Origin of the sequence: Singulisphaera photorubra, from assembly GCF_045290345.1 — a bacterium.
Taxonomy (GTDB): domain Bacteria; phylum Planctomycetota; class Planctomycetia; order Isosphaerales; family Isosphaeraceae; genus Singulisphaera.
In genome coordinates this window covers 880816-898950 of the sequence record NZ_CP155447.1, presented here as the reverse complement: position 1 = coordinate 898950, position 18135 = coordinate 880816, and the positions used below count along the sequence as shown (strand labels likewise).

The window sequence follows — 18135 nt, the reverse complement described above, 5'->3', positions numbered from 1 at the left end:
GTCAAGGAGATTGCCGCGTCGATCGTGAGAGGGCGGTGCGGTAAGCATTGAAACCAGCGCGGAGCTCGGGGGGAACGAGGAACCGGTGGCCCTCGTTGTTACCGCGGAACTTGTCCTTCTCGCCATGGCTCCTCGTTCGCGTGGTGTCGATGCGTCCCCTCGGCTTCAAGTTCAGTCCGGTGAGTGAAGCGGGCACGCTCAAGGTTTCGCGAGCCCTTTGGCTGACTTCGATCTCACGGCCGAGGGGTGGCTCCTTGTCGGGCGACAGCTCCCACTCCAGGGTGGTGACGAACTGGTCCAACTCTTGCTTCGATGTGACTCCGGCAGCGTCCAACACCTCGGGGCTGACCAGGTCCTGCTCGATCAGCTCGCGCAACCGCCGGACCACCGGCTCCGCCCGCGACCGTGCCGGCGGCAGGTGGTCGGGAGCGACGGTTTCGGCCGCGCTCTCGAGCGGAGAGGCCGTGTGGGGCGTCGGCTTTGATTGGTCCTGGTTCGCAGGCCCACCGGCGTGGAGACTGGGCGTGTCGAGAGGCACGCGGCGATGGGTTCGGCTGTCGCTCGCTCCCCCTTGGGGCGATGGGGAAAGTGATGCTCCGATCGTTGGGTTCGCTGGTTGTTCGAGCTGTTGGTCGGACCCTGCGTTCGATCGGTCTCCCGGAGCGTCTGGCCCGGCGGACTGCGATCCCGCTTGGGTGGACTGGCGGCCGGCAGGGCTCACGGCTTCTGCTTGCGGGTTCCCCTCCTTGGGAGTGCTCGATGCCTTCTCTCGACTCGGGAGCCGACCCCCGGGAACCCGTGACGACGACGGCACGAGCTCTCCCGAGGGGTCGACGTTGCCACGGGCGATCGATCCGGGACCGTTGCCGGGGCCGGTTTCTGATCCGAGGCCGTCTCCCCGCCCCGACGAACGTGCCGGGGCCGAGCCTGGTCGCTGTCCCTGTGGTCGGCTCGACGACTGACCGAGCGGAGCTGGGCTCTTGGCCTTTTTGGGTGACGGTGACGCTGACGGTGGTTGTTGTGGGGCTCGGGTGAGCGATGATTTCGGCTTCGGGCTGCGGCCACTCGGGTTCTTGCCTGGCGAGGTGCTATTTTCGTGGGGGACCTGGCTCGGTTTTTCGCCGGCCGGGCCCGGGTTGCCCGATGGGAGGCCTGGAGGCGTCTTGCCCGGCAGGCCGGCTTCAGGGGACGGCAACTGTTGTGGTCCTGGTTCGCCTGGCTTGGGCGCTTCACCCGACTCGGGCGGTGGGGAGGCACTCTTTGATCGGGGCTGGTCCCGTTTGGGAAGCGGTTCGTGGGCAGGTTCTTGCGGCGATTCGTTCGCGTCCGGGAGGCTGCGGGGCCGCTTGGCCTGTCTCGTTTCCTGGGTTTTGAGCAAGGGAGAGTCTTTCTGCTTCTTCTCGGGTTCCTTGGAGTTTTCCTTGGTCTTGGCCTTGGCTTCCGGTTGTTCCTTTTCGCCGACGCGGCCGTTGGAGCCAGCTCGATTCGTGGAGCGAACGTCGGGTGCGATCTCACCACGCGCTGGTGGGACCTTGTCGGCATTCTTGCCGCTCGTCGGTTGCTCTCGCGCGTTCTTGGCTTGTGGCGGGTTGACCGCATTCGACGTTGAATCCGGCTGGATGCCCTGCGAGTTCGAGCGGGGGGCCGCTGGCTTGGTTGGGTCGGCTTGACCCGCTCCACCACTTGCTTTGACGGACGAGGGAGCCGACTTGGCGAACTTTTTCTCAGGCTGTTGTTCGTTGAAATGCTGATTCTTGAGAGAGGTGATTGGCTTGCCACGGAGGCCTGAAGATCGAGCTTGGGGCTGGGGAGGCCGCTCGTTCTTGCCGCCCTCGGGCCGCTCGTTCTTGCCGCCCTCGGGCCGCTCGTTCTTGCCGCCCTCGGGCCACTCGTTCTTGCCGCCCTCGGGCCGCTCGTTCTTGCCGCCCTCGGGCCGCTCGTTCTTGCCGCCCTCGGGCCGCTCGTTCTTGCCGCCCTCGGGCCGCTCGTTCTTGCCGCCCTCGGGCCGTTCGTTTTTGAGCGAAGCGCCTGGGGTCGGCTGACCGGGCTGAGACCGGTTTGAGATCGGGCCGTGGTTCGGTGCTTTCGGGTGGGGTGTTCGGGGACCCGGGTCGCCGTCCTGCTGCAATCGTCGGCCCGGTTTCGTCGGTGTCGAGCTTGAACTCGCGGTCTTCTCGGCGTTGGTCGGGCCTGGAGTGGCGGCCTCGTTTTCGGGGGCGTTCGCGGCGGCGTCGAAGTTGGAGCCGGAGCCGGAGCCAGTGCTGGGCCGACCGGCCTGGCCTGGGGGAGGTTGGGGGCTGCTCCCCTGCTCCGTTCCCTTCGGTCGACCGGCCTGGTGGACGACCACGGCGGAGCTGGTCTTGGTCGCTGGCGGGACGGTTGGATCAGCATCTGCTCGCAGCGCAGGCGGGTCTTGACCTGGCTTCGAATTCACGGACCGAATGTTTTGCGATGGCCCGAGCGGCGCTCTCTGGCCGTGATGGTCCTCGAGCACCCGTTGGAGCTTTTCCAGTCGCTCGACGGTGAACGGCCGTCGGCGGCCTTTGGTGGCGGAGTTGATGGCCGGCTCCTCGCGTTGGAGGGCTCGACTCTCCTCGATCTCCGCGTCGGGTGGCAGACGCTTGGCCGCAAGGATCTCGTTCACGGCCCGGATGGGGGCGGGGACGACCTCCAGGTGGTACGTCCGCGAGACGGCGTCGCCGGCGGTGATGTGATAGTCAAGGCTCTGCCGGACCTCGGGCAAGGTCGTCTGCCAGGGCTCGAACGGGGTCTGGCCCGGCGCGAATTCTCGGGTCGAGTCCTCTTCTTCGCCGTTCTCGCGGTAGTGGAGTACGACCTGATCAGGGCGAGCGCCCTGAATCTCGACCGAGAACGGGACGGTCGCGGTTTCGACGACGCGGGAGAGGTCGGCCTGATCGCCGGGCTTGATGTTTTTGAGCTGGACGGCCGTGGGCCGGTGGACGTCGGCGAGCAGGGCGCGGCGGACCGAGTCGAGGAGGCTACGGGGGGTGAATAGGGCGTAGATGACGACGATCAGCACGATACCGGATAGGGCGTAAGTCGTGCGCAACAGCCCACGCAGGTCGACGACCGTCTCGACATCGACTTCGAGCAGGTCGTTCACCGCCTTGGCCTCGACCGCCGCCAGGAACGGCGTGGAGACGCCGCCTCCGCCGTGTCGCCTCAGGTCGAGGTAACTGATCAAGCTGTTTTGAAGCGTTGGGTTGGCGTCCTCGATCGCCTTGGCCGCGTAGAGGCCGTTGACCGGGCTGAGCAGCGGACGCACGATCCTCGCGAGGATGAACCCGAGGGCCAAGGCTCCCCCGGCCCCGAGGGTGAGCGCACGGACCCAGAACGGCAGCCCGATGAGGTGGTCGAAAACCACTTCGAGGAACAAGGCCCCCAGGCCCGCCGTTGACAGGACGAGGCAAGCGTTGAGCACCTCGGCCCCTTTGATCCGCGCCTGGGTGCGCTCGAGCTGGTACTCAATGTACTGCTCGTAATCCAGCAGCTTGCCGACCGGCTGTAAGCCCAGGGCCATGACGCGTGCTCCTCGCTCTTGGTAAGGCGATCCGGCTTGTTGGGTGGACGCGGCCCACCTTCTCTTTTGAAAAGTTGCGACTTGAGTGATGTGGAGATTTGCTGTTGTGAGTTTCCCGTAGGGTGGGCACGGCCCACCATCCCTGATCTCCTCGCCAATGCGGCGGTTAAGATGGCGGGCCGTGCCCACCCTACGGGATCATTGATTTTTATGTGCGCAAGTGCGTGTGTTGGTTTGTTTGGATGTTGAGGACTATTGAGACGCCTTGGCGAGGGCGGTCAACTCGACCGGGGCGTCGAAGGGCTCGGTGGCGGGCTGGACGAGACTGTTGTCGTGGACCAGGGCGCCGGTCTCGCCGACGAAGAAACTCTGGCCTTCGGCGACCTCGAGGTTGAACACAGGGCGGACGGAGTCGCTCTTCAAGGCGAGGACCACGGCCGTGCCTCCGAGCGTACGGACGACGTCCCCGGGCTTGAGGTCGCGGGCCATCACCCAACCGTGGCCTGCCTTCCAGAAGCGGTGGATCCCGGTGGCGACGACGGACTCGTGGGTGAACTCGACCCGGAGGGTGGGCGCCGGCTTGTTGTGGAAGACGGCCAGGACGGGCACGAACCGCAACCGGCCGGTCGCGGCATCCTGCGAGAGGACCTGATCGCCGGTCCGGACCAGCTCGATCGGTCGTGTGCCTTCCAGCGTTCGTACCGCGGTACCGGCCCCGAAGCAGGAGTTGCCGGTCATGAACCGCGAGAGCGGGTTCTCCACAAAGGTGCTGATCGTGGGCTTGAAGGGACGCTCCTGCGTCTTCAGGGAATAACCCTTCTGGTCGGCCAGCCACGCCTGCCATGCCGCGGGAGCCTCGCCCAGATCCTCGGCGGTTATCGACGTCAAGACAGGGAGCGTTCGGGCGTTGACCTCGCGGATGTCACGGTTGATATTTTCGAGTCGGCTCACATCATTATCTAATTGTTGCTGGCTGACGTCGAGCAGCGGCTGGAGTCGGTTCAAAGCCTGGGCGATCCGCACGTCTCGGTCGGCCGCCATGGAAGTCGTGTCGACCGCTCGGTCGCTGACTCGCGACCCGTCGTAACCCCGGGCCGTTTCCGCCAGAATCGTTCCGGCCGTGTTGGATGCCAACCAGCGGGTCTGGTCACTGTCGGGGGCGAACGGGACTGAGTTGTCGAAGATCCGTTGCGGCACCCTGAGGGCCAGGTTGGGGCTCACTCCATAGACGCGGTGCACGTTGTACCGCTCGCCTTCCACGAACAGTTCCCCCGGCATCCTGGGACCACGGAACGGCCGGACCTCGAACTTGATCGGGGTGCGCAACAGCCCGACCAGGTCATCGAGAACCTCGCGGGCGTCGCGGCGTTTCAAGGTCTCGGTGGCGGCCCGACGCGTCTCCTGAGTCCGTGCGTAGATCGCCAGCATCGCCAGGGCGCGGGAGGCCGCGGGCGCGTCGATCTGGCCGAGTAGTTGCACGGCGATGGCTTGCCGGGCCGCGTCCCCTCCCCCGAAAACGAGGCAGACGGCCGGGACTGCGCGGGGGTCGTCAACCTTCGCGAGCGCATTCTCCGCCTCGGATTTCCTCGCCTTGTCGCTTAGCCAAGTCCGCCATTTGCCGAGCAGCGGCTTCCAGTACTGATTGGCTCTCTTCTGGGTGTCGGCTTCGAGCTTCTCCGTGGCCAGTTGCGCGTCGGTGACCCAGCGCCCGTTCTGATTCTCGAATCCGAGTCGTTTCCAGGCGGCCTCGCGGCCGGGGTCGAGCCGGACCGTGGTGGCCAGGTGGGCCCGGGCCTCGGCGTCCAGGCCAACCTCTTCACACCAGAGGGCGAGCTTCCATTGGGCGTCAGCGGTCTCGGCGGCCCGGCCGCGGCGGCCGTTGTAGTCGGCCAGTTTCGCCGTCAGAGCTTCGTCGGCCTTCACCTTGGCGCTGACTGCCTCCGGTCGCTGCCACCGGCCGCGGAAGTCGATCAGTCCGAGCAAGCCCCTGGCCCTGGCGTTGTCCGGTTCTGTCAGGACGGCCAGTGCCAGGTGTTTCACCCGTTCGGCCGAGAGGCCGTGGGCCTCGCACCAGAGGGCCAGCTTGATTTGCGCCTCCGGGGTACGCCCTACCGTGTCGCGGGCCGTATCGTAGGCGGCGAGGTCTGTCGCAAGCGGGGCGGCCGGAGCGGCCGCGCACAGTCCAGCACTGAGGAGCAGCATCGGAATCATGGCGACACCACCGAAGAATTGAGGGAGTGATGGGTTTCACCAGGACGCAAAGTGGGCGCTGAATCGTTGATTTGTGAGCATGTGGTGGAATTCTGTCGTAATCCGAGTCACTCGGAGAAGACGCGAGGGAGTTGGTCTCGTCGTCACTCCGTCACTTTGACCCCGACCGATCCGACGCGAACGGGTTCGTTCGCAGGCCCGGAGGGAGGGACGACCAGGTCGGGAACCTCGACCTGATCCGGCTCATCCACCCGGAACGGAACGACCGTCCGCGCCCCGGTGGTGCGACCGTCCTTCTCATGGAAGGCGGAGACCTCGCCTCTCGTTCCTGCGGGCACGCCTTGGTAGCTGAACCGGCCCTGCTCGTCGGTCCGGGCGACCTCTTCGTAGCGGTGCGACCTGGCGAAGTCGGAATCGAAGTTCAGGAGAACCACGACCCGTTTCCTGGCTTGGGGCTTGCCGTCCGTGTCGACGACCCGCCCGCTGATCCGGGCCGCCGGCGCGACGGCCACCGTGACCGTCTCCGCCGTCTCGGGGACGGGGGTCAAGCCGGAGAGCCGGCCGCCGTCGCCTCGGACGTAGAGCAAGTTGCCGGGCTGACGCACCAACCGGATCCGGCCCTGGTCGTCGGCCGGGGTGGGGCCGATTCTCCCTCCGCCCTCGACTAATCTGGCCACGGCCGCTCGGGGGACAGTCCGGTCCCCCTCGGGGCTCTTCTCGACCACGACCACGGTGAAGTAGGTCCTGTTCGGCGAGGTTTTCAGGGGCAGGTTGCGAACGACCTCGGGCTCGTCCTTGACCTCGAACTTCAGTGACGCGGCGGCCCCCACCCTCAACGTGTACTGACCCGGTCCGACCCGGAACCGGTAGCGACCCTGGGGATCGGCCGCGGTCAGGCGGGTCAGCCGTTCATTGCGGACCCCGAGGCGGAACCCCTTGGGAAGTAGCGGCCCCTCCTCGACCAGCGCCAGATTCGCCCCCGCCGCCGGTTTGCTGGGGTCGGCCCCTTCGGTGACCTGGCCTTGCAAGAGCGTGCCCCGGCCGAGCGTGAAGTCGAGCCCGGCTTGCGGCTGGTCCTCGCGGACGATGATGCCTGTCCGGCTCCGCGCGGCCCATGTCTCGTCCTCGACGGCCACGATATAGACGCTCTCGGGGCGAACCTCCAACGCGTATGTTCCGTCATCGCCGGTCCGAGCCAAACTGTCGGCTCCCGAGGTGTGGGGAAGTGTGCCTTCAACCCGCACGTGGATGTTAGGGGCGGGGCGACCGTCGGGGAACCGCACCGTGCCGCTCAGACGCGTCCGGCGGAGCAGTCGGACGGTCAGGTCGGTCGGTCCGTCCCGCTCCGAGGTCGGCGAGCGCAGGCAAAGATGGGCCTCCGACCGGACGTCGAATCCGCAGCCTCCGACGTCCTTGGGAAACCGGTCGAACACGGCGACTCCGCTCGCATCGGTCGTGACCCACGACGTCGCCGCGAAGGCGGCGGTGACGGGAGCGACCTTCGCGGTCCGCTGGATCAGCGAAGGGCTCATCTTGACGCCAGCCAAGGGGCGGCCTTCCGAGTCGACCGCCTTGATTCGCAGAGGCAGGGCGCCGTCGAGGGTGAGGCTCAGCTCCGGCGGCAAAGGGGGGTACTCGCTCGGGCGGGTGGGCTGATAGTTCTCGAAGTAGTCGAAACCATCGCCGGTTTTCTGGCCGATCACCCAGCGGATCCGGGCATCGGCCGCGACCCGAAGCATCGCGGTGCCATCGGGGCCCGTCTCGCCCTGGGTTTGATAGCCGTACTCGACGGCCTCGACCGCCGCGCCGGCGATCGGTGCCCCGTCGCGGTCCTTGACCCGCACCGTCAATGGCCGGGTCGGCTTCAGAACGATCCGGATCGGGTTGCGCGTGAGGTAGGTCAAGGGAGCGTCCCCCGGTGTCAGACCGACCCGCTCGCCCCCCTTGGTCTCGGCCACGAGCCCGTAGAGGTTCCGATGACGGCCGCTGAGCGTGAGGGTGAAGGTGCCGTCGTCGGCCGTCGTCCCTCCGCTGACGCCCGTCCGGTCCGCCGCCGCGGGCGGGCGGACGATGGCGCCGGCGACCGGCTGGCCCTGTTCGTCGACAACCACCCCTTCGAGCCACCAGACGCCGGCCCTGGGGCGAGCCGGGGCGGTCGCCGCCACCGCCACCGTCACCGCCACCGGATTCGAGGCCCCCGGCTCGACCGCCCGCGCTGGGGGGGCGAACCGGATCGAGGCCGCGGCCACCCCGGTCGCGGCGAGTGCGGCGGCCAGGGCGATCCTTGCACCCACGGTCGTCCGCGTCACCTGAACCCGCCCGGGGTCGAGGAGCCCGGCAACGCGGTCGGCCAGCGTCCACCGGCCCCAGAGCAGGCCGAGCCCCGCGCGGGACTCGCGGAAGGGGTGGTAGCGTTCGGTCAAGGCAAGGAGAGCGCGAGCATAGCTACAAGCGTCATCGCACCGGAGTACGTGGTTATCGCAGACTTCCTCGCGGGCTCGGGTGAGCTGGCCGTTGAGGTAGTGGACCAGCGGGTGCGGCCAGAAGAGGGCGGCTGCCAGGCGTTGCAAAAGTCCGACCCAGGGGTCGCGGCGAAGGGCGTGGGCGCCCTCGTGTACCAGGACGTCGCGGAGCACGGCGGCCGTGACCGATTCGGCCAGTCCCTCGGGCAGCACGATCCGAGGCCGGAGCAGTCCCAGGGCCACCGGTCCGACGGCCCTGGCCGACGTGAGGATTGGCGGGAGCGTGACCACGCCAAGGGCCTCGCGGGCCGACGCCAACGTCGCGTGGTACCGCGCCGGATCGAGCTCCCGAGCCGATCGGGTGAGTGCCGAGACCTGGCACGCTCCCGCGACGATTCGTCCCAGGCGGATCAGCAGGCCGGCCGCCCAGAGGACGAACAAGCCCCCCACCACGTTGTTGCTCCGCCGATTCGCGACCGGTTCCGCGCCGCCCGGAGCCGAGAGAACAAGGTCGGCCCCGGGCGATGTCGCCCCCTCGGCCGTCGCTTTTGTTGGCTCCTGCGTCGATTCGGCCGGATCGGCTCCGGCGGGGGAGTCCGACGGAGCGAGGGCGGGCTTGGCGGCAGGGGCTCCTCGGCCTGGCTTCGGGCCTCCGATCGCGACGGCCGTGTTCGCCGTCGCGATGGTCCGCTGGCTCGGGTCGGGGAGAATCACCACGGCGAGTGTCGGAACGACGCCGTCGATCAGGGGGGCCACGGCCGGGCTGAGCAGGATCCAGACCAAGGCGACGAGCCAGAGATTGTGTCGCGCGGCCGCTCGACGCCGAAGTGCGGTGCCCGCCACCAGTGCGGCCACCAGGATGACGGCCGTCGCTTGCAGCAATGTAGCGAGCGCGGTCCTGACCACGGGGTCGCCGGGGTCGATTCGTCCCAGGAGGTTCATGGTTTCTTACCCTCCTCGCGGGTGATCATGGTCCGGATTCGCCGGGCCTCTTCCTTCGAAACCCCGCGTCCGTGTAGCAGGGCCATGATCAGCCCCTCGGCCGAGCCGCCGAACGCCGTGTCGACCAGGCGGCGGATCATCGTGCCCAGGGTGGCCTCCCGCGGCACGGCCGCGCGGTAGCGGAACGCGTGCCCTTCTTCATCGCGGCAGAGCCAGCCCTTCTCCTCCAGCCGGGTGAGCATCGTCAGCACCGTGTTCCGCGCGAGCTTCCTCCTCGCCGCCAGCGCTTTCCAGACGTCGGCAACGGTGACCTCACCCTGGTCCCAGACGACGTTCATGATCTCCATCTGGGCCTCGGAGAGCGGCGGCAAAGGCTCGGGCTCGACCATCGGAAACGCCTCCCTCGGATGTTGCTGACAGATGTCGGTAAAATTACCGACAGTCGTCGTTAAATGCAAGAGGCTCGCGCAACGATCCGAGGGAGTCGTCGCGCGAACCCACCTGGAATGATGTCCGGACGCCTTTTTTTTTGCCGGTCGTGGCGGCACCGGCAACGATCGCCGATCGTGATTGATGTCCCAATGGAATGGTAAAGCCTGGCCTAACCCGTTTGGGATAAATTAACGTATTGCGGGATGTCAGCGAGCAGAATCCGAATTGTCCCGTAGGGTGGGCACGGCTCACCATCCCTATCTCCATGCCAGAGCGGCGGTTAAGATGGTGGGCCGTGCCCACCCCACGGGAATTGTCAGGCCGACGATGATGCCATGGCCGATCGGATTGCCGTAGGGAGAAACGGGTTCGGCGAAGCTTTGCATGGGATGTGGCTGGTGGTGAGCGAATCCTCCCCTCACCTTCATGAAGTCGACCGCGTGAAGAAGTCATGATGGCTGTAAACGGAAGTGCGCTGCTGACCTGGAGCAAGGCAAGCGGTATCCTCAAAGAGTTTGCCTGCGGCATCCGCGAACTCGCCCAGGAGCGATTTCCTGGGGCGACACGCCTCTCGGTGACGGGGCCGAGGGGGCGGCCGATCGAACAGCCCAGACGTTTCCCCACTATGGAACGATGAGAGGCGATCACGAATGATGGGTCATGATCGGATCCGGTTATGGTTGATTCTCCTGCCCTGCTCTTCTCGACCCAGTCGGAAGGGGCCGACCCTGGCGTCACGCCAGCCGACGTCAGAGGACGCACCTTGAACCTCGACTTCGAGGCCGGGTCGCTCAAAGACTGGACGGTGGAGGGAGACGCGTTCACCGGCCAGCCGATCCAAGGGGATGTGGTCGCCGCGCGACGCTCGGACATGAAGAGCGGGCATGCCGGCCAGTACTGGGTGGGGAGTTACGAACGCAACGGCGACCGGCCGCAAGGCACCTTGACCTCTTTGCCGTTCTCGGTGACCCAACCGTTCGCGAGCTTCCTCGTGGGAGGAGGTTCGTTCCCGGAGACCTGCGTGCAACTGGTTCGCAAGGATAACGGGCAAGTCGTCTCACGTGTCTCGGGGGATGATACCGAGGAGATGAAACGTGTGGTCGTCGACCTGACTCCGTATCGTGGTCAGGAACTCTTCGTCCGGCTGGTGGACAAGCAGAGCGGTGGTTGGGGCCACCTCAACTTCGATGATTTTCGGCTCCATGCGACCCGCCCCGCCGCCGACCCTCGCCGGGTGGTTGCGGCGGCGGATGCCTTTCTCCACGCCGGCCTTCCCCCGGCCGAGGCGGCCGCCGCCATGACGGTGCCCGACGGGTTCAAGGTCACGCTATTCGCCGGTGAGCCCGATATCCATCAGCCGATCGGCTTCACCATCGACGACCGAGGCCGCCTCTGGGTCGCCGAGGCCCACTCGTATCCCATTCGCCTGCCGGACGATCAGGCGCATGACTCGATCTTGATCTTTGAAGACACCAACGGCGACGGTAAGTTCGACTCGAAAAAGGTCTTCGCCGACAAGCTGAACCTGGTCAGCGGCCTGGAGGTCGGCTTCGGTGGGGTCTGGGTAGGAGCCGCCCCTCAGTTCTTGTTCATCCCCGACAAGGACGGCGACGACCGGCCCGACGGCCCTCCCCAGGTCATGCTCGACGGCTGGGGATACCAGGACACGCACGAGACCTTGAACTCGTTCACCTGGGGTCCTGACGGCTGGCTCTACGGCTGTCATGGCGTCTTCACCCACTCACGCGTCGGCAAGCCCGGTACCCCGGATGCGAAGCGAGTCCCGATCAACGCCGGGATCTGGCGCTATCATCCGACGAAGCATCAGTTCGAGGTTTTCTCGCAAGGGACCAGCAACCCCTGGGGCATCGACTTCGACGAGCACGGCCAGGCCTTTGAGACCGCCTGCGTGATCCCGCACCTCTACCAGATGATCCAAGGGGGACGCTACGAACGCCAGGCCGGTCCGCATTTCAATCCCTACACCTATGACGACATCAAGACGATTGCCGATCACCGCCACTACCTCGGCGCCAACCCGCACGCGGGGAATGGCCGATCGGGCGACGCCGGCGGCGGCCATGCGCACGCCGGTGCGATGATCTACCTCGGTGGGGCCTGGCCGGAGTCCTATCGTGGCTCGCTGTTCATGAACAACATCCACGGCGGGCGCTTGAACCGCGACGTCCTCGTTCCCAAAGGCTCCGGCTTCGTCGGTCAGCATGCCCCCGACTTTCTGCTGGCCAACGATAGCTGGTCGCAGATCATCAACCTCAAGTACGGGCCCGACGGCCAGGTCTACTTCATCGACTGGTACGACCGCCAGCAGTGCCACGACCGTACCATGACCATTCACGACCGCACGAATGGGCGAATCTACAAGGTTTCGTATCAAGGGTCGACTCACACGCCGGTCAACCTCGGGAAAGAGACGGACGCGAGTTTGGTCGGGTTCCAGAAGCATCCCAACGACTTCTTCGCCCGCCACGCGCGGCGGATCCTGCAAGAGCGAGGGGCGAAGCCTGAGGTCCGCCAGGCCCTGCACGCCTTGGTTGACAATGACAAGGACCCGATTCACCGGCTCCGTGGTCTCTGGGCCTTGCAAGCTGCCGGTGGGCTTGGTGAGAAAGAGATCTTGGCGTTCCTTGGCGATCGCGACCCCTACCTTCGCGCCTGGACGATCCAGTTCGCTTGCGAAGAGGCGCCATCGAAGCCAGTCCTGGACCAGCTTGTCGAGCGTGCCAGGACCGACGCGTCTCCGGTCGTTCGGCTCTATCTCGCCTCGGCCCTTCAGCGGATTCCGGTTGCCGATCGCTGGGAAATTCTCGAGGCGCTCACGCAGCGGAGTGAGGACGCAAGCGATCATAACCTACCCCTCATGGAGTGGTACGCGGCCGAGCCGCTGGCCGTCGCTGACTCCGCTCGCGCCCTCAAGTTGGCGATCGAGGCCAAGATTCCGACTCTCTTACCGTTCATGGCCCGACGGATCGGGGCCATCGGAACCCCCGAAGCCATCGCCTTGCTCGTCATGAACCTGGAGCGAGTCGACCGGCCCGAGGTTCAACTCGCGCTCTTGCAGGGCTTGAACGACGCGCTCAGGGGGCGTCGTCAGGTCGATCGCCCCGCTGCCTGGTCCTCGGCGTTCGCCAAGCTGGCCAAGTCGGACAACCCCGGGGTCCGCTCGCTCTCGACCTCCCTGGGCGTGACCTTCGGAGACGTGGCGGCCCTCGAGTCGATGCGGAAGACGCTGGCCGACCCTCACGCGGAGGTTGCGCTTCGACAGAATGCGCTGGCCGCCCTGCTCAAGGTCAAGGACGCGGGAGCCGTTCCGAGCTTGCAGGCCCTGATTGCCGACCCGGCGTTCCGGAGCCCTGCCCTCCGCGCCCTGGCGGCGTTCGACGATCCGAAGACCCCGGAGTTCGTGCTGAGCGGCTATCCGAAGTTCACCCCGCTCGAGCGACGCGATGCCCTGAATACCCTGGCTGCGCGGCTCGATTTCGCTCGTCCCCTGCTGGCGGCCGTGGGGCAAGGAACGATTCCCCCCACCGACCTCTCCGCCGACCTGATTCGTCAGCTACGCAACCATGAAAACAAGGATGTGGATGCCTTGATCTCCAAGCACTGGGGCGAGGTTCGCGAGACGACCGAGGATAAGGTCAAGCTGATCGCCACCACCAAGGCGAAACTGGCCGCTCGCCCGAGGCAGGCTCCTGACCTCGCGCTCGGTCGCGCTGTCTTCGCCAAGACCTGCCAGCAGTGTCACACCTTGTTTGGCGTTGGGGGCAAGGTTGGTCCCGAACTGACCGGGTCGAACCGCTCCGACCTCGACTACCTGCTCTCGAACGTCCTCGACCCCAGCGCCCTGATTGGCAAGGACTACCTGGCCCACGTCATCGCGACCGCCGACGGCCGAGTCCTCACCGGCATCCTCCGGGACGAAGACAAGGACGCCCTGACGATCGTGACCGCCAACGAGACGGTCACCGTTCCCAAGACCGAGGTCGAGGACCGGCGGCCGAGCGACAAGTCGATGATGCCCGACGACTTGCTTTCGCAACTCAGCGACCACGAGGTCCGCTCTCTCGTCGCCTATCTCGCGAGCCCCGCGCAGGGGCCGATGCTCGCCACGGCGGAGAATGTCACCTCGTTCTTCAATGGCCGCGACCTGACCGGCTGGCAAGGGGAGCCGGCCCTCTGGTCGGTCGAGAACGGCGAGATCGTCGGCAAGACGACCGGCCTCAAGCACAATACGTTCCTCCGCTCCGACCTGCTCTGCTCCGACTTCAAGCTGACCGTGCAAGTCAAGCTCGTCGCCAACCAAGGGAATAGCGGCATCCAGTTCCGTAGCCAGCCCGCTCCCAATGACGAGGTCAAAGGATACCAGGCCGACATCGGCCCCGACTGGTGGGGCAAGGTCTACGAGGAGTTGGGCCGGGGCCTGCTCTGGAAAGAGTCAGGGGAGCGTCATGTCAAGCTGGGCGAGTGGAATACTTATGAGATCGTCGCCGTGGGGTCGAAGATCAAGACGATGATCAACGGTCAGTTGTGTGCCGATCTCGACGATCCCACCGGTGCCCGCCGCGGGATCTTCGCCTTCCAACTCCACTCGGGGGGCCCGACCGAAGTCCGCTACAAGGATCTTCGGCTTGAACTGGTCCCCACAGGCCAGCCCGCCACGCCGATCTCCGCCGCGCCGTGATCGGCGCTCCGCTTCAGGACGAAACGAACTCCACACGCCGAGGTCATCGACCTCGGCGTTTTCGTTGGGTAGTCCCGCCCTCCTTTTGTGCGCACGTCCCCTACTTGACGGCCACCTTGACGCAGCGGGAGGGATGCCAAGACTGTCTGTAGAGCCTCAGCCTCATTCTTCGGATCCTTGATCTGTTCGACCACATCCATCGCCCCGTCCCGTTCCTTTGCCGAGGCCTGAGCCTGCGTCAGTGGCTTCAGGGCTGCGAGCTTCGCCTTCTCTTCGTTGATCCTGTGAACGGTCTTGATGGGCAACGTTTTTCGTGGCGTCGACGTATCGAAGAATGCGTTGTTAGTTCTTTAATGTTTCGCGTTGTGGAAAGGCATCTAGGACGGCTTCAAGCGCCTCGGCTTCGAGTTTCGGCGACTCGAATTTGCCAATGACCTCCATGGCTCCTTCCAGATCGTTCGCCATCGCTTGATGCCTGGCTAAGTCCGTCATCACGCGAACTCGAACGGTGCTTACATTGATTTGCTGAGCGCTCTTGAGGGCTCCTTTCAGGTTGCCCTGTGCCGATTGGATCCAACTCATCTGTCTCAGGAGCCGATCATGCTCGGATTCGAGGGTTGAGGGACGCTCGGGTTGATTGGGATCGAGGGCGTCGAATCTCGGCTGGAGTTTCCGCATCGCCGCGTCCAGGGTTCTCTGGGCTCCTGCATTGTCGCCTGATTCTCGCTGAATCCGAGAAATTCCCATGTACTGATTCGGGTTTCGATCTGGCGTCATCATATCCGCGAGCCGAAAGGCTCCCTCGAGGTCTCCTTCTTTGGCCAATATTGTCGACGCCCGCTCTAGCGCTCCATCTTTCTGTAAGTTATCCACCATCGTCAGGGCAATGCTTGCAACTTCCTCGGCCGATTGTTTTGCCCCGGCTCGGTCTCGTGCTTTCGCCTGTGCTTCGCCGATAAAGGCAAAGGTACGCGCTTTTATGGATTTTTCGTGATTGCGGATCCCTAGTTTTTTCGATAAAGCATCATCCGGCAAAGTCCCCTTTGGCAAAGTTTCCTGTAGCGTTTTGATATCGTAAGGTAGCCTTTTTGGTAAAGTCTCCTTTGATGAAGTCTCCTGCAGCGTGTTGATCTGGTGGGCATGCTTAATTGCCTCGGCGAAATGACCTAAGCGTGCCTCGGCCTCGGCAATGGTTTTCAACTCCATGCTTTGGGCCGTCGAACCCTGCTTTGGGAACGGGGACTTGACCGGCCCGATCGATTGAACCGCCTCTCTAAGGATGGGGATAGCCACTTTTTCGTCGCCTGATTTGACCTTCGCAACGATGGCGAAGAGGGCTTCGCGGCGTCGGGTCTCATTGTGTGGTTCTTTGAAAATTGCGAATTGGTTGATGAGATTGAATGCTCCAGCGAGATCCCCCGATTCCGCCTGTAAGGTTACGATCGCTTGTGGGGCATAGAGTTTGATGAACTTGTCATTTGTGGTTGTGTAAAATTGGTTGGCCGTTCGGAGCGTTTCGCGGATTCCCTCTTTGTTATCCAGCTTCACCTGGGCCTTCATCGTTTCTTCGAAGAGCTCGATCTTACCGTAGTCGTTCTCGGCGGGTAGTTGGGCGATCCGAAGGAGCTTTCGTAACGATCCGATCGCTTCGTCGCGGAAGCCAGCTTTTGCCTGGGCTTGTGCGACCCAGAGCAGGATGTGAGGAGAGTATTGAGACACATCAGTGTCGATCACCGCGGGGAATCTTTCTAGGATCGCGAGCAAATCGTTCGCTTTGTCAAATGAATAGTCAGGTAAGTAAGCGTTGAAAACCTTGAAGAGGAAGAGCGGGGCCGTTCGAGGGGCACTTAGTGCCACGGTTTCGGCGAGTGCAACGGCCTTTGCGAAGGTCTGACGCGATCCGTCCCGGTCCCCGGTTCGTGCCTGGACTCCTGCAATCCGAGTCAGGGCGCGGGCTTGCTCTCGCGGTGATGTGAGGCTTTCAGCGTCATGCACCGCACGTTGGAGAATCGGTTCCAATCGAGCGTCTCTCTTTGGACTCGTCCCCAAGGGAGCGGACGGCTGCTCTTTCGCCTGGTCTGGGGGGCCGGCTTGAGACGTGATCACCACGGCCGGCGCGATCAAAAGACCGGCCACCAAGGCGACGAACGAACGTGAGAGTCGCATGGATTGGTCCTCGAGGTTTAAGATGCGGCGAATCCTGTCGACGATGGGCGCCTCGGCCATGGCCACGGCGGCTCGGCTGGGAGACCTGCCCGGCATGGCCAGCGCGGCTAATAGCTCAGCATAGGGGCGAGCCCGCCCCGTGTGGGCGATGACCAGCTTGTCGCAGCAATGCTCCCGCTCCAGGCGGACCCAACCTGAGACCCACCAGACCGCCGGGTGGAAGAAGAGCACCGCCTCGATCGTCCGTTGGATGAGGTTGACGAGGTTATCGAGCCTGCGAACGTGGGCCAGTTCATGGAGCAGAGCCATCTCGACCTGTTCGGGGCTCCAGCCGGTTAATGCCGAGGTCGGGAGCAAGATCAGCGGGCGAACGACCCCGAGGAGAACCGGCGTCATCAGGCGATCGCAGACCCCCAGGGCGACCGGGCGGACGAGTCCGAGCGCGGTGGCCAGGCGGCGGCACAGTTCGGGAATCTCCCCCTCGGTCAAGGAATGGCTCCGGCGACGGAGTCGTTCGGTGCCGATCAAACCGGTGGCGAGCAGGGCGAACGTCGCCGGGGCCCCAACCAGCCAGAGCCCGGGCAGCCCTCGCGCCGCGACGACCAGAATCTGTTGTTTCGGGGCGATTGGCCCTGTCGTCGTGACCGGATGCGGCCAATCTGGCGGAGCCGCGTTGGGGAACTCAGGTGGCTGCGACAGCGCCATCGAGGGGGGAACATCCGCAAGTTCAGACATGGGAGCCTGTGTGAACGGTCGGGAAACAGGCTGCCGGTTGATCGGACGCGAGGCAAGGACCAGGATCGAGGCAATCATGACGGGTGCGATTGCCATCACCGCGAGTCCGAGAATGGCGACCCCATAGCGGACTTCCGGGCGCGCCCTTCGGAGCGTCCGCCGCAACAGAGCCACCGCCAGCCCGATCAGCCCGCCGACCCAGAAGAAGTGGAGCATGGTCCAGCCGGCCAGCAACCAGGGCCGCGAGTCCGTTAACGCCGTGATCGTCATGGCCGCCTCCCTCGATCTGTTTTTGGGGCGGCGTCCGCGTCCAGCAAGCGGCGGATCTCTTCGCGATCACGCTCACTGAGCGCCCCGTCCTCCACGAGCCGAGCCACGAGCCGTCCGGCCGAGCCGTCGAAGGCGCGATCGAGGAGTTTTCGGAGTAAGCCCGAGGTGGCATCCTTCTGGGTGACCAGGGCGGCCCAGAGGTAGCCTCGCTCCCCTTGCCGACGCTCGACCCACCCCTTCTGCATCATGATTTTGAGCGTGGTGGCGACGGTGGTCGTGGCCACCGCTCGTCCCAGGTTGAGCGAGGTGACAATGGGCCCCAACTCGGCCGGCCCGACATCCCAGAGGATTTTGAGGATCTCCAGTTCCGCGTCGGTCGGATGGGCGCTGGGCGGTCTGGCCATCGGGATTCGGCTCCTCGTTGTGGGCCCCAATCAGGATGATTTGCATTTTGTAGAATTAGAACGAATTGTCAAGGGGGTATGTGACTGGCGTGTTGGGTGGCTTCCCCGGGGACCGCGGGCGATCACCTGGAATTTGATTTCAGGAATGTGATGCGAGTTTGAGAGGAACGCGGGCGGAGCGCCTGAGTTTGCAGGAGGGGAGGGTTCAAGCGGTGGGGGCTTACGTTACTTTTCGTTCGCAATGCCCGCAAATTGGAGACTGTAGCAAGGATA

General features: G+C 64.8%; 8 protein-coding genes. 2 read left to right on the top strand and 6 right to left on the bottom strand.

Annotated elements, in window-relative coordinates; translation table 11 throughout:
- Position 1: 1 nt before the first annotated feature.
- The 4 genes from V5E97_RS03430 to V5E97_RS03415 all read right to left on the bottom strand — a co-directional run bounded on the left by V5E97_RS03430 (position 2) and on the right by V5E97_RS03415 (position 9545).
- Positions 2-3541: a hypothetical protein gene (locus tag V5E97_RS03430; protein ID WP_406697878.1), complete on the bottom strand. Its 3540-nt coding sequence runs from the start codon at positions 3539-3541 to the stop codon at positions 2-4.
- A gap of 252 nt (positions 3542-3793) precedes the next feature.
- On the bottom strand, positions 3794-5752 hold the full coding sequence (locus tag V5E97_RS03425; RefSeq protein ID WP_406697877.1) for a polymorphic toxin-type HINT domain-containing protein: 1959 nt from the start codon (positions 5750-5752) through the stop codon (positions 3794-3796).
- 143 nt (positions 5753-5895) lie between these two features.
- Complete coding sequence (locus V5E97_RS03420; protein ID WP_406697876.1) at positions 5896-9156, bottom strand: M56 family metallopeptidase; 3261 nt, start codon at positions 9154-9156, stop codon at positions 5896-5898.
- Positions 9153-9545, bottom strand: coding sequence for a BlaI/MecI/CopY family transcriptional regulator (locus tag V5E97_RS03415; protein WP_406697875.1), 393 nt, complete (start codon positions 9543-9545; stop codon positions 9153-9155). Before V5E97_RS03415 ends, V5E97_RS03420 begins: the two co-directional genes overlap by 4 nt.
- A 494-nt stretch (positions 9546-10039) precedes the next feature.
- Here V5E97_RS03415 and V5E97_RS03410 point away from each other — a divergent pair, with 494 nt between their 5' ends.
- Positions 10040-10225 carry a hypothetical protein gene (locus V5E97_RS03410; protein ID WP_406697874.1) on the top strand — a complete coding sequence of 62 codons (186 nt, stop codon included), beginning with the start codon at positions 10040-10042 and terminating at the stop codon, positions 10223-10225.
- A 39-nt stretch (positions 10226-10264) separates the two neighbouring features.
- Complete coding sequence (locus tag V5E97_RS03405) at positions 10265-14287, top strand: PVC-type heme-binding CxxCH protein (protein WP_406697873.1); 4023 nt, start codon at positions 10265-10267, stop codon at positions 14285-14287.
- 342 nt (positions 14288-14629) lie between these two features.
- Here the strand turns inward: V5E97_RS03405 and V5E97_RS03400 are convergent, their stop codons facing one another.
- Positions 14630-17458 (bottom strand): M56 family metallopeptidase, encoded by a 2829-nt coding sequence (locus tag V5E97_RS03400; protein ID WP_406697872.1) that lies wholly within the window; start codon positions 17456-17458, stop codon positions 14630-14632.
- Entirely contained in the window at positions 17455-17862 is a 408-nt protein-coding gene (locus V5E97_RS03395) for a BlaI/MecI/CopY family transcriptional regulator (protein WP_406697871.1), read from the bottom strand. The genes V5E97_RS03400 and V5E97_RS03395 overlap by 4 nt, the downstream gene beginning before the upstream one ends.
- Between the last annotated feature and the right edge of the window lie 273 nt (positions 17863-18135).